Origin of the sequence: Flexivirga sp., from assembly GCF_035551235.1 — a bacterium.
Classification (GTDB): Bacteria; Actinomycetota; Actinomycetes; order Actinomycetales; family Dermatophilaceae; genus Flexivirga.
This window is the reverse complement of sequence record NZ_DASZNO010000054.1, coordinates 82617-95893: the sequence shown is the minus strand read 5'-3', so window position 1 is coordinate 95893 and position 13277 is coordinate 82617. Positions and strand designations below refer to the sequence as shown.

11 protein-coding genes are annotated in these 13277 nt (G+C 68.9%); 8 read left to right on the top strand and 3 right to left on the bottom strand.

All coding sequences use genetic code 11. The annotated features are described in order from the left end of the window. Positions 1 to 23: 23 nt before the first annotated feature. Positions 24 to 1613 carry a class I adenylate-forming enzyme family protein gene (locus tag VG502_RS21555; RefSeq protein ID WP_325552396.1) on the bottom strand — a complete coding sequence of 530 codons (1590 nt, stop codon included), beginning with the start codon at positions 1611 to 1613 and terminating at the stop codon, positions 24 to 26. Between the two features lie 113 nt (positions 1614 to 1726). On the opposite strand from VG502_RS21555, the gene VG502_RS21550 reads away from it, so the two are divergent. The 7 genes from VG502_RS21550 to VG502_RS21520 are packed head-to-tail and all read left to right on the top strand — an operon-like array spanning position 1727 to position 10792. Continuing rightward, positions 1727 to 2359 carry a TetR/AcrR family transcriptional regulator gene (locus VG502_RS21550; RefSeq protein ID WP_325552395.1) on the top strand — a complete coding sequence of 211 codons (633 nt, stop codon included), beginning with the start codon at positions 1727 to 1729 and terminating at the stop codon, positions 2357 to 2359. Next, positions 2356 to 3162 carry a TIGR03084 family metal-binding protein gene (locus tag VG502_RS21545; protein ID WP_325552394.1) on the top strand — a complete coding sequence of 269 codons (807 nt, stop codon included), beginning with the start codon at positions 2356 to 2358 and terminating at the stop codon, positions 3160 to 3162. Before VG502_RS21550 ends, VG502_RS21545 begins: the two co-directional genes overlap by 4 nt. Then, entirely contained in the window at positions 3159 to 4880 is a 1722-nt protein-coding gene (locus tag VG502_RS21540) for an acyclic terpene utilization AtuA family protein (RefSeq protein WP_325552393.1), read from the top strand. The genes VG502_RS21545 and VG502_RS21540 overlap by 4 nt, the downstream gene beginning before the upstream one ends. Beyond that, positions 4877 to 6064 carry an acyl-CoA dehydrogenase family protein gene (locus tag VG502_RS21535; protein WP_325552392.1) on the top strand — a complete coding sequence of 396 codons (1188 nt, stop codon included), beginning with the start codon at positions 4877 to 4879 and terminating at the stop codon, positions 6062 to 6064. The genes VG502_RS21540 and VG502_RS21535 overlap by 4 nt, the downstream gene beginning before the upstream one ends. Further along, a complete protein-coding gene (locus tag VG502_RS21530; protein WP_325552391.1) occupies positions 6061 to 7659 on the top strand; it encodes an acyl-CoA carboxylase subunit beta in 1599 nt (532 codons plus the stop codon). Before VG502_RS21535 ends, VG502_RS21530 begins: the two co-directional genes overlap by 4 nt. Then, the gene (locus VG502_RS21525) at positions 7656 to 9599 is read left to right on the top strand and encodes an acetyl/propionyl/methylcrotonyl-CoA carboxylase subunit alpha (protein WP_325552389.1); all 1944 of its coding nucleotides are present in this window, start codon (positions 7656 to 7658) and stop codon (positions 9597 to 9599) included. The genes VG502_RS21530 and VG502_RS21525 overlap by 4 nt, the downstream gene beginning before the upstream one ends. A 14-nt stretch (positions 9600 to 9613) precedes the next feature. Next, complete coding sequence (locus VG502_RS21520; protein WP_325552387.1) at positions 9614 to 10792, top strand: acyl-CoA dehydrogenase family protein; 1179 nt, start codon at positions 9614 to 9616, stop codon at positions 10790 to 10792. Positions 10793 to 10831: 39 nt separating this feature from the next. Here VG502_RS21520 and VG502_RS21515 read toward each other — a convergent pair whose 3' ends face one another. After that, positions 10832 to 11668, bottom strand: coding sequence for a sigma-70 family RNA polymerase sigma factor (locus tag VG502_RS21515; RefSeq protein ID WP_325552385.1), 837 nt, complete (start codon positions 11666 to 11668; stop codon positions 10832 to 10834). A 114-nt stretch (positions 11669 to 11782) separates the two neighbouring features. Here VG502_RS21515 and VG502_RS21510 point away from each other — a divergent pair, with 114 nt between their 5' ends. Next, a complete protein-coding gene (locus tag VG502_RS21510; protein ID WP_325552383.1) occupies positions 11783 to 12109 on the top strand; it encodes a VOC family protein in 327 nt (108 codons plus the stop codon). 123 nt (positions 12110 to 12232) lie between these two features. Here the strand turns inward: VG502_RS21510 and VG502_RS21505 are convergent, their stop codons facing one another. Then, positions 12233 to 13255, bottom strand: a complete 1023-nt coding sequence (locus VG502_RS21505) for a GNAT family N-acetyltransferase (protein WP_325552382.1) — start codon at positions 13253 to 13255, stop codon at positions 12233 to 12235. Between the last annotated feature and the right edge of the window lie 22 nt (positions 13256 to 13277).

The following is a 13277-nucleotide window of genomic DNA, read 5'->3' as shown; positions in this document are numbered from 1 at the left end:
ACGGAACACATCGATCGTAAGGCTCAGCCCCGTAGTTCGACCTTTCGGATCTTGCCGGTCGCGGTCTTCGGGAGTGACTCGACGATCCGGACGGCCTTGGGCACCTTGAAACCTGCGAGGCGTTCCCTGCAGTGCTCGCGCAGCTGGTCCGGCGTCGCAGCCGCGCCCGCACCGAGCACGACGTATGCCGTGACCGCCTCGCCCCAGCGCTCATCGGGCCTGCCCACGACTGCGCACTCCGCAACAGCGTTGTGCGTCAACAGAGTTCGTTCGACCTCGATGGATGAGACATTCTCGCCGCCGGTCTTGACGATGTCCTTGCTCCGATCGGTGAACCAGACGACACCCTCGTCATCGAGGTAGCCGATGTCCCCACTGTGGAACCAGCCGCCTGCCAGCGCCGCAACGTTCGCCTCCGGGTTGTGCCAGTAGCCCTCCATGAGTTGCGGTGTGCGGTAAACGATCTCGCCCTCCTGCCCCCGCTTCAGCAGTCGATCGTCCGGCCCCATCACCTGCACCTCCGTAGTAGCGACGGCCGGACCCCATGAGTCGTCCTTCGTACCCTGGTGACCCATCCATTGCATCTCCGAGGCGGGAGTGGTCTCGGTCTGTCCCGAGCCGAGAACGAACGCGGCGTCCGGGAAACGAGCACGCGATGCTGCCAGCAGATCCGTCGGCATCGGCGCCATCGCGTAGCAGCCGGTCACGAGGCGGCTGGTGTCCGCCTCTTCGAGCGCCGGCTGCGGCAGTAGTGCGGCCCACATCGCAGGCAGCATGGTCAGGTGGGTGATCGGGTGGTCCACGAAGTCCTGCGCAACGGCGGCCGGGTCGAAACCACGGTGCAGGATGGTGGTCATACCGGTCATCAAGGACGCCAACAGGATCGCGTCGAGGGCGGTGACGTGGAAGAGCGGAAGCACCAGTGGCGAGACGGTCTCCGCGGCGTCGGCGCGTAGGCCGAAAGCGAGCGCGGACGAGAGCGTCCCCAGCTGGACTGCCACGTGACTGGTCAGCACGCCCTTGGGCGCCGAGGTCGTCCCCGAGGTGTAGAGACAGTGCAATACGTCGCGGTCGTCGACGATCACCTCGAGCCGCGAAGCGTCCTGCGCGACAAGGGTTTCCCAATCGGCTGCGGGCACACCGCCGACCTCGTCCGGAGCGGCGCCGACGACATACACCTGCCGGACATGGGTGCCCGGGACGGATGCGGCGGCGAGCTGGAGTAGCGGTTCCTCGGTCACCAGCAGGCAGGCGCCGCTGTCCTCGAGCTGGTAGGTCAGGTCGACCGGCGAGAGAGCGACATTCAACGGCAGGACGATGGCCCCGAGTTTCGCGCAGGCGAAGAACGTCACCACGAACTGCCAGCGGTTCTGCAAAGCGAGAGCGACGCGATCACCGTGCTGCACACCGCAGCCCTGCAGTCCCCGCCCGACCGCGTTGGCGAGCTCCTCGATCTCGCGGAAGCTGACCCGGGTCTGCCCGTCGATCAACGCTGTCCGGTCCCCGAAGACGACGGCGTTGCGCGACGGCTGGTCGCCGACACACACTCGATGGGTCAGATTGGCCGTGAGTTCGTCGACCCCGGACAGGTCGGCACGCATGGACTCAGTCATCGTCTCGCCTTCCGATGGACGTGCGGTGCAGCCCATCATTTCGTGCAGGGCCACCGAAGACAACATACAAACAACCTTGACTGTTTGTATGTCGATCGGCGATGCTGGCGCCCGTGACGACCGCTGTTCAGCGCACCCCGCAACCGGAACGCACCCGCGCCATGCGCACGCGCCTCATGCAGGCGACGATCGACTGCCTCGTCGAGCGTGGTTGGGCGGGCACGACCACCACGCTGGTGTCGAAGCGCGCCGGCGTCTCACGTGGCGCCCAACTGCACCACTTCCCCTCCAAGCGCGAGCTCGTCGTCGCGTCCCTGGAGCACCTCAGCGGCCAGCTGACCGCCGAGCTGCAACGACGCCACGACAAGGCGACCGGAGGCAAGCCACGCAGCACCCGCAGTGTGCTCACCATGCTGGCCGACTACTACACCTCGGACCTCTTCGTCGCCTCCCTCGAGCTGTGGGTCGCCGCTCGCACCGATGAGCAACTGCACGACGTCGTCCTGCCGATGGAACGCCGCTGGGGGCGCGAGGAACACGAGCTGGCCGTCGCGATGCTCACCGCCGACGACACGGATGCCACGACCCGCGCGCTGATTCAGGCGACGTTGGACATGCTGCGCGGCTTCGGCCTGGCCAACACCCTCAGCGACGACAGCCGCCGCCGCAGCCGCATCCTGGCGGAGTGGTCGAAGGTCTTCGACGCCACGGCTCGGCGCACCGGATCGGCAGGTGGCCGGCGGTGAACCTCGAGACACTGCTCACCGACCTGCAGGCGGAGTCCGCGAGCCTGCGATCGATGGTCGGGACCGCCGGACCCGATGCGCTGCCACGCGCAACCCCGGCGGCCGGCTGGACGATCGCACACCAGCTCGCGCATCTCACCTGGACCGACGAAATGGCTTGCAGTGCCATCGCTTCCGTGGTTCCCACCGTCGCCGCGCCGCGAGACTGGGAACGCGCGCTGGCGGAGGCCGCGGCCTCACCCGACACGTTCGTCGATGACGGTGCGGCCGAGCTGGCGCGGGCCGAACCGACCGCGCTGCTGACCCGCTGGGACAACGGCCGTGCCCTGCTTCTCGCGGCCCTGCGCGCGACCCCTCCCGACGTTCGCATCCCGTGGTACGGCCCGCCGATGAAGGCGACCTCGATGGTCACCGCCCGGATCATGGAGACGTGGGCCCACGGACTCGACGTCGCAGGCGCGTTGGGCGTCGAACCCGAACGCACGGACCGCGTGCGGCACGTGTGTCACATCGGCGTCGCCACCCGCGCATTCGTGTATGCCGCCCGCGGCCTGCCCACGCCCGAGCAACCGGTGCGGGTCACGCTGACCGCCCCCAGCGGCGACACCTGGACGTGGGGCGACCCGAACGCCATACACGAGATCAGTGGTGACGCATGGGAATTCGCCCAGGTCGCCGTGCGTCGACTGCACCCTGACGACACCTCGCTGGTCGCCACACCCGGACTCGCCCGGGAGTGGCTGAGCATCGTGCAGGCCTTCGCCGGGCCGCCCGGGGCCGACCCGGAACGGAGGACGCCGTGAGCCCCGCGTCGCGCGGGCCGGTGCGTATCGCGAACGCGTCCGGCTTCTACGGCGACCGTCTCACGGCGCTGCGCGAGCAGCTCGAGGGCGGCGACATCGACTACGTCACCGGCGACTACCTGGCCGAGTTGACGATGCTGATCCTGGGCCGCGACCAGCTGAAGGACACATCGCTCGGCTACGCCAAGACCTTCCTGGAGCAGCTGCGGGACTGCCTGGGCACAGCCGTCGAGCGCGGCGTCCGCATCGTCAGCAACGCCGGCGGGCTGAACCCCGCCGGCCTCGCGGCGCGCATCAAGCACCTCGCACGGGAGGCCGGTGTCGTCGTCTCCGTGGCCCACGTCGATGGCGACGACCTACGCTCTGTAGCAACACAATTCGGGTTCGGTCAGACGCTGACCGCGAACGCCTATCTCGGTGCGTTCGGGATCGCCGAAGCACTGCACCGTGGCGCGGACATCGTCGTCACCGGCCGCGTCACCGACGCCTCCCTGACGATCGGCCCGGCGATCGCGGCACATGACTGGGGTCGCACCGACTTCGACCGGCTGGCGGGCGCGCTCGTCGCGGGGCACGTCCTGGAGTGCGGCTCCCAGGCGACCGGCGGGAACTTCAGCGGCTTCGACGAGCTCACCCCGGGGTTGCGTGCCGGCTTCCCGATCGCCGAGATCGCGGCAGACGGCAGCAGCGTCATCACCAAGCATCCGGGCACCGGGGGCGCGGTCACCGTCGACACGGTCAGCGCGCAACTCGTCTATGAGATCGGGTCACCGGCCTACCTCAACCCGGACGTCGTCGCCCATCTCGACACCGTGCGGGTCGAGCAGGACGGCGCGGACCAGGTCCGGATCCACAGCACCCGCGGGAGTGCGCCACCGCCGACGGCGAAGGTGTGTCTCAATCACCTTGCTGGCTATCGCAATTCGGCAGACTTCGTGCTGACCGGACTCGATGTCGAACGCAAGGCCGCGCTGGTGCGCAGGCAACTGACGGACGCGCTGTCGACCGATCCTCCGCAGTCGGTCATCTGGCAGCTCGACCGCGTTGCCGAGTCGGACCCGGCGACCCAATGGGCCGCCACCTCATTGCTCCGGTGCCACGTCCGCGACGAGCGCGAGGCGCCGGTGGGCCGCGCGTTCAGCAGCGCGGTGGTCGAGCTTGCGCTGGCTTCCTACCCCGGGTTCACCACCACCCGGCCGCCGTCGCGGGCGACGCCCTTCGGGGTCTACCGGGCGGCATACGTCGAGCAGGACCTGGTGCCGCACCGCGTGACCGTCGACGGCGAGACGCTGCAGATCGCCGCCCCGCTGCAGACCATGCCCGCCGAATCACCCACTCCCCCAATGCCACCCGCGGCATACGACGGTCCCACGGTCCGTGCACCGCTCGGCGCGGTCGCGTATGCGCGCAGCGGCGACAAGGGCGGCGACGCCAACATCGGCGTCTGGATCCCGGCCGCCCAGCCGCACCGGGACCTGGGCTATGCCTGGCTGGTGGGGCTGCTCACGCCCGACCGGCTGCACGAGCTGCTGCCCGAGTCGCGCGAGCTCGCGATCGACGTCTGGCCACTGCCCAACCTCCACGCGGTCAACGTCGTCATCCACGGGCTGCTGGGCGAGGGCGTGGCGGCATCGACACGCTTCGACCCCCAGGCGAAGGCACTCGGCGAATGGCTGCGCGCCCGGGTGGTCGACATACCCGAGGGGCTCCTGCTGTGACCGATCGCTGGAACACCCCCGAGCGCCAGGATCTGCGCGCGGCGGTCATGGACTTCACCCGCCGAGAGCTCGCACCACAGCTACCCGCCTGGGAGGACGCGGGCGCAGTGCCCCGCGACGCACACCGGCGTATGGCGGAGGCGGGTTACCTCGGGATCGGCTTCGCGACCGATATCGGCGGCGCGGGCGGCGACCTCATCGACAGCTCCGTGGTGACCGAATCCATCATCACTGCAGGCGGATCCAGCGGCCTCGTCGCTGCGCTCTGCACCCACGGCATCGCCTTGCCGCACATCGTTGCCGCCGACGATCCACGACTCATCGAGCGCTACGTCCGCCCGACGCTCGCCGGGGAGCTCATCGGATCGCTGGCGGTCACCGAACCCGCGGGTGGCTCCGACGTCGCGGCGGTGACGACCAGGGCAACCAGGGATGGCGACCACTACCTGGTGACCGGCTCGAAGATGTTCATCACCAGCGCCACCCGTGCCGACTTCGTCACCACCCTGGTGCGCACCGACGGTGACGGCCACGACGGGCTCAGCCTGCTGGTGCTCGACCGCGACTCCCCCGGCTTCGAGGTGTCCCGTCCGCTGCGGAAAATGGGCTGGCAGTGCTCGGACACGGCCGAGTTGTCGTTCGACCGGACACCGGTCCCGACCGGCAATCTGGTGGGAGCCGAAGGCGACGGATTCATCGCAGTGATGCGGCAATTCGTCCACGAACGGCTCAACCTCGCGGTCCACGGCTATGCCGTCGCCGAGCGTGCGCTGACGCTGGCGGCGGACTACGCGCGGGATCGCAGCACCTTCGGGCGACCACTCATCGACCGGCAACTCATCAGGCACAAGCTGGTCACCATGCACCGTCGGGTGGCCGAAGCCCGAGTCCTCACCCGCTCGGTGATCGAGCGCGTGGCGGACGGGGAGGACGCGATCGCGGATGCGTGCCTGGCGAAGAACTCCGCCGTCGCCGCCTGCTCGTTCGTGGTGGACGAGGCGGTCCAGATCTTCGGCGGCGCCGGCTATCTGCGCGAGTCGGAAGTGGAACGGCACTACCGCGACGCACGCCTGCTCGGCATCGGCGGCGGCACGACCGAGATCCTCGATGACCTGGCGGCCCGGCTGCTCGGCTACACCTCGACACACCGCAACGACTCACCAGCGTCCGGAGGCACCAGGTGACCGTCCTGAGATCCGCGATCGATGCGAATTCCCCGTCATACCAGGACAATCGCGCAGCGATGCTCGCCCGTGTCGAGGATCTGGCGACCGAGCAGGCGAAGGCCCTGGCCGGTGGCGGTGAGAAGTATGTCGAGCGGCACCACCGCCGCGGCAAGCTGCTCGCCCGGGAGCGCATCGAGCTGCTCCTCGACCAGGACACCGCCTTCCTCGAGCTGTCGACGCTCGCCGCCTGGGGCACCGACTTCCCCGTCGGCGCCAATCTGGTCACCGGGATCGGAGTGGTCGCCGGCACCGAGTGCATGATCGTCGCGAACGACCCGACCAGCCGTGGCGGGGCGTCGAATCCGTCGTCGTTGAAGAAGAGCGCACGTGCCGCCCAGATCGCCGCGGAGAACGACCTGCCGACGATCAACCTGGTCGAGTCCGGCGGCGCGGACCTGCCGACGCAGAAGGAGATCTTCATCCCCGGCGGTGGCGGGTTCCGCAATCTCACCCGGGCGAGCGCAGCACGGCGGCCCACGATCTCGCTGGTGTTCGGCAACTCGACGGCCGGCGGCGCCTACATCCCCGGCATGAGCGACTACACCGTCATGGTCCGTGGCGGCGCGAAGGTGTTCCTTGCCGGACCACCGCTGGTGAAGATGGCGACCGGTGAGGAGTCCGACGACGAAACCCTCGGCGGCGCCGAGATGCACGCGCGCACCTCGGGATTGGCGGACTACCTCGCCGAGGACGAGCACGACGCCATCCGCATCGGCCGCTCGATCGTGCGCCGCCTCGGCCGTCGCAAGCAGGGCCTGACTCCGGCGCCCACCTACGCCGAGCCCCTGTATGACGACGAGGAGCTGCTCGGCCTGGTGCCGACCGACCCGAAGGCGCCCTTCGACCCGCACGAGGTGATCGCGCGGCTCGTCGACGGGTCCGACTTCGACGAGTTCAAGCCGCTCTACGGCTCGAGCCTGGTGACCGGGTGGGCACAATTGCACGGCTGCCCGATCGGGATCCTGGCGAACGCCCAGGGTGTGCTCTTCAGCGAGGAGGCACAGAAGGCCGCCCAGTTCATCCAGCTCGCCAACCAGATCGACACGCCACTGCTCTTCCTGCACAACACGACCGGCTACATGGTCGGCGCGGAGTACGAGCAGCGCGGCATCATCAAGCACGGCGCACAGATGATCAACGCGGTGTCCAACTCGACGGTGCCGCACCTCAGCGTGGTCATCGGATCGTCATACGGCGCAGGCAATTACGGCATGAGCGGGCGCGCCTACGATCCGCGCTTCATGTTCAGCTGGGTCAACGCCCGATCCGCGGTGATGGGCGCCGCACAGCTGGCCGGCGTCATCTCCATCGTCTCGCGCGCGTCCGCCGAGAAGAAGGGCACGCCCTTCGACGAGGCCGCCGACGAGCAGATGCGGGAGCTCGTCGAGGCCCAGATCGACGCGGAGTCAACGGCATACGCCATCTCCGGAATGCTGTATGACGACGGCGTGATCGACCCGCGCGACACCCGCACCGTGCTCGGCATCTGCTTGTCGGTGATCAACACGCGCCCGATACGGGGCGCCGACGGATACGGGGTGTTCCGGCTATGACCATCCACCGCCTGCTCATCGCCAACCGCGGCGAGATCGCCCGCCGGATCATCCGGACCTGCCGTGCTCTCGGCATCGAAACCGTTGCGGTGCACTCCGATCCGGACGCGGATGGGCTGCACGTGCAGGACGCTGACCTCGCGGTGCGGTTGCCCGGCTCGGCGGCCGCGGAGACCTATCTTCGGGCCGACCTGATAGTCGACGCAGCAACGCGCAGTGGCTGCGATGCGGTGCATCCGGGCTACGGATTCCTCTCCGAGAACGCCGAATTCGCCTCCGCGGTGCTCGCCGCCGGCCTGACCTGGGTGGGTCCGCGCCCGGAGACGATCGGTGCCATGGGATCGAAGGTCGAGGCGAAGGCGCTCATGCGCAAGGCCGGTGTGCCCACCCTGGAGATCGATCCGGACAGCATCGACATCGACAGGTTCCCCGTGCTCGTCAAGGCATCCGCCGGCGGAGGCGGTCGCGGCATGCGCGTCGTGCACTCGCCGGACCGGCTCCAGGCCGAACTGTCCGCCGCCCGCGCCGAGGCAGCGTCGACCTTCGGGGACGACACCGTCTTCGTCGAGCCCTACCTGCCCACCGCGCGGCACGTCGAGGTCCAGGTCGTCGCGGACCAGCACGGCGGCTGCTGGGTCGTCGGCGACCGGGACTGCTCCATCCAGCGGCGACACCAGAAGGTGATCGAAGAAGCGCCTGCACCGAATCTCGCGCCGGCGGTTCGAGATCGGCTGCACGCTGCGGCACGGTCAGCAGTCGAAGCCGTCGACTACGTCGGCGCCGGCACCGTCGAGTTCCTCGTGCACGGCGACGACATCTTCTTCCTGGAGATGAACACCCGGCTCCAGGTCGAGCACCCGGTCACCGAGTGCGTGACCGGGGTCGATCTGGTCGCGGAGCAGTTACGGGTCGCGGAGGGGCAACCGCTCCCACAGCGCGACTTCACACCGCGCGGCCACGCCGTCGAAGTGCGCCTGTATGCCGAGGACCCCGCGCACGGCTGGGCGCCACAGACCGGACGGATTGCTGAATTCGACTTCGCGGCAACGGAGTTCGAGATCCCGTCGGAATTCGGTATCCGGGTGGACAGCGCCGTCGGCGCGGGCTCCGCCGTCGGGATCCATTACGACCCGATGCTCGCCAAGGTAATCGCCTGGGGTCCCGACCGGGCCCGAGCCTGCCGGATGCTCGTCGACGCGTTGCGGCGCGGCCGGATCCACGGGCTGGCCACCAATGCGCGGCTGCTCCGCACGATCCTGCAGGATCCCGGCTTCCTCGCGGGGCACATGCACACCTCGTTACTCGACGAACAACTCGATGACTGGCTGCGATCGACGCAGCCCGACCTCACCGCGGTCGCCACCGCTGCCGCGCTGGCCGACGCCGAGGCGGCATCCACCAATAGCGCTGTGCAACAACGGATTCCGACTGTATGGCGCAATGCACCTTCCGCCGACCGCACGCGTCGCTACCGGTGCGGAGGCGACGAGGTGGAGGTCTCCTACCGGTCCGTCCGCGGGCATCTGCAGTTGGCCGACGGCGACCACCACGCAGTCCAGGTCACCCCGGACGCTGTGCGCCTGGTGACGAACGGCGTGTCCGCGTCATACCTGGTGACGCGGAGCGGCACCACGACCTTCGTCGACGGTCCGGGAGGATCCGTCGATCTGGAGCAGGTGCCGCGCTTCACGCCCCCGGAGCAGGAAGTGGCCGGTTCACTGCTCGCGCCGATGCCGGGCGTGGTGACCGCGGTCGCCGTGGAGCTCGGCGCCGCCGTCACGGCCGGCCAACAGCTGATGACACTGGAGGCGATGAAGATGCAGCACTCGATCACCGCACCGGTCGACGGCGTGATCGAGTCACTCCCGGTCGCTGTGGGCACCCAGGTCGCCGCAGGCACGATGCTCGCGGTGATCGATGAATCCGCTTCCGAACGCTGACTATTGGAGGACCCATGACCGAGAACGAGATCGCCTTCACCGAGTCCCCCGAGCGCCGCGCACTGCGTGAGTCGGTGTCCGCGTTCGCGGCGAAGTATGGCGACAGCTACTGGCTGCAGTGCGCTCGTGACGACCGCAAGACCGACGAGTTGTGGGCCGACGCGGGACGTCAGGGTTATCTCGGCGTCGCCATACCCGAGGAGTATGGCGGTGGGGGCGGCGGCATCGGGGATCTCGCCGCGGTCGCCGAGGAGCTGCAGGCGGCGGGCTGCCCACTGCTGCTGATGGTGGTCTCACCGGCGATCTGCGGAACGATCATCGGACGGTTCGGCACACCGGAGCAGAAACAGCGCTGGCTGCCCGGATTCGCGGACGGCACCCGCAAGATGGGATTCGCGATCACCGAGCCGGACGCGGGTTCCAACTCGCACAACATCAGGACGACGGCCACGCGGGACGAGTCGACCGGCGAGTGGGTCCTCAAGGGCGGCAAGACCTTCATCTCCGGGGTCGACGAGGTGTCGGACGTGCTGGTCGTGGCCCGAACGGCTCACAACAGCACCGGCAAGCTGCGACCCGCGCTGTTCGTCATACCGACCGATGCCCGGGGGTTCACCTATTCCCGGATCGACATCGGGATCGTCGGCCCCGAGAAGCAGTTCGTCGTGCACCTGGACGATGTGCGCCTGCCCGAGGACGCCCTGGTCGGCGACGCGGACGCCGGCATCGAGCAGCTCTTCGCCGGGCTCAACCCGGAGCGGATCATGGCCGCCTCATCCGCCACGGGTATGGCGCGACGGGCCATCGCGAAGGCCGTCGAATACACCAAGCAACGGGAGGTCTGGGGAGCGCCGATCGCCACGCACCAGGCGGTCTCCCACCCGCTCGCCCAGTCGTATGTCGAGACCGAACTGGCCCGGCTGATGACGCAGCGCGCAGCCGCGCTCTACGACGCCGGGGAGCTGATGCTGGCCGGGGAGTCGGCCAACATGGCGAAGTATGCCGCCGCCGAGGCCGCCTGCAACGCGGTCGACCGTGCGGTGCAGGCGCACGGCGGCAACGGTCTGGCGGAGGAGTTCGGTCTGGTGCACCTGATCGGCAATGTGCGCCTGACACGGATCGCACCGGTCAGCCGGGAGATGGCGCTCAACTTCGTGGCGCAGTTCAGCCTCGGCCTGCCGAAGTCCTACTGAGTCCTGCCGACGTTCGACTTAAGCCCTACTGAAGCGGGTTCACCGCTTCCGGACGGTGGCCAGCACCTCCGGGTCGGCGCGCAGGTCGATCCGCCGGATCTGCCCGTCGACGATCGTGATGTCGAAAGCCACCTTGTATTCGCCACGCTGCATCCAGGCCAGGGCCGGGCGCTCGCCGAGGTGGACCGGGAACGCGGTCTTCATCCCGCCGTTGACCAGGCCGAGGACCTGCTCGCGGCCGACGAGGTTCCGCGAGCCCAGGGCGAGTGCGGCTGCGTCCGCCGCTTCGACGACAACCTCCGGTGCCAGCAGACCGAGCAATGTCTCGAGGTCGCCGCCCTTGGCCGCGTGCAGGAAAGCATCCACGACCGCTGTGTGGTCCGGGCGTGCTGCTGGCCGATCACCGGCGCTGCCCGCGGTCAGCTTCCGGCGTGCCCGCGACGCCAGCTTCCGCGCCGCCACCGGCGAGGTGTCGAGGATGGTGGCGATCGTCGGGAAGTCGACGGCGAAACTGTCGTGCAACACGAAGGCGACACGTTCGGAGGGGCCGAGCCGGTCCAGCACCACCTGCAGCGCGGTGCCGACCGAGTCCGCGAGCACGACGTCGTCCGCCGGGTCCGGCGCGGTCTCGTCGAGGTCGAACTCAAGGTCGTCCTCCGGCTCCGGGAGCTTGCTGCGCAGCCGGTCGAGGCAGAGGCGGGTGGTCACCGTGGTGAGCCAGCCCGGCAGGTTGTCGATCGGAGTTTCGTTGCGCGCCAACCGAAGCCACGCGTTCTGGACGGCGTCCTCTGCCTCCGCGTGATCTCCGAGCAGCCGCTCCGCGATCCGCACCAGTCGGGGCCGCTCCGCCACGAACACGCTGGTCTGCTCATCCATGGAGCAAGTCCATCACAGTCCGTCGCGTTGATGCGGTCACACTCCGCGAAGCCCGATCGTCATCGAAGTGACGCACGCCGGTGCGTCGTCATCGAACCTCGAAAGGCTTCCGCCATGGGCAACTTCCAGACCGTTCTGCTGCCGACCACCGACCTTGCCGCATCTCGCGAGCTCTACATCAAGCTGCTCGGCATCCAGCCGAACGCCGACTCCGACTACTACGTCGGGTTCGACGTCGACGGCCAGCAGATCGGCCTCGTCCCCGGCAGCACCAACGTCCAGCCGCACCTGCACGTCGACGACCTCGAGGCGTCGCTGAAGGTGATCACCGACGCCGGCGGCACCGTCGTCGACGGGCCCAGGGCGGTCGGCGGCACTCGCCGGGTGGCCGTCGTCCGCGATGCGTATGGCGCGCAGTTCGGCCTCACCCACGACGCCTGACCGCACGCTCCTTCGCCGACAGGACACCCAATCACCGAGGGGACACCCGTATCCGGGTCGAAATCGGCCCAATCGCGTGTCCTCTGGGCGTTCGGGTGTCCTCTCGGCGAGATTGCGAACCGGTCAGTCGGCCGTGAGCGACAGGTCGCGGTGCCAGCTCTCCGTCTTGTATGACGTGACCCAGCCCATCGACGTGTAGAGCCCGTCGGCCCCGGTCGGGGAATCGGCGTCCACCTCCAGCCCCACCCGATTGCTTCCGGTCTGCAGCGCGTCGCCGATCACGGTGCGCAGCAACGCTTTCGCGACGCCTCGACCGCGCGACCGCCGGTGCACTCCGATGTAGTCGATGTAGCTGCCCGGGGCTCCGGACGCATCGGGTGGGAGCACGGTGCCGACCACGGCTCCGCCGGGGAGCAGCACCCCATCGCTCTCGACCTCGGCCAACCACCAATGCTTCCAACGGTGTCCGGGGTCCTCGCGGAGTCGCTGCACGAATTCGGGGAAGCTCTCCCGATAGGAGTTGAAGTGATCCGCGAAGGACTGCTCGAGCACCAGGTGCACGGCCTGCAGGTCGATCGCGACCGGCGTTCCGTCGTCGTGCAGCCGGATCGGCCGGACCGTCACGCCCTCCCGCGGCGCCGGCAGGTCGGCATCATCGGCCGTCACCGGCCGGCTCATCTGCAGCCAGGTGCGCGCCAGTCCGTAGCCGGCAGCGGTCAGCCACCGCTGCTGGCGACCGTCCCCGGCATACGCGCCCGAGTCCAGCTGGGTGACGGTCAGCCCGCGGACGCGCATCATCGTGCGTGCTTCCTCGCTCGCCCACGCGAAGAGCTTCGCGGCGAGGTCGTCGGTGACCTCCGGCCGCGCGGAGATCTCGACGACCGTCCGCCCGGCCGCGCGATCGTGCACCACCACCCAGGCCGTCGCCGTTCCGTCGGCGTCGCGGACCAGCGCCTGCCGACGGGTCCACGACCCGGCGCCCGCGACATTCGAGGCGACCATGCCGGGGTCGACCGAACTACTGCCGTGCGCGGCCATCTGGTGGGCGGCGAGCAATTCGATGATGTCCGGAACATCCGGTGTGTCGGGCACACTCGCGACCAGTCCGGGCGGCACGTCTGGCATGGGCAGGATCGGTTCGCTCACGGCATACAGTCAAGCGCATCGG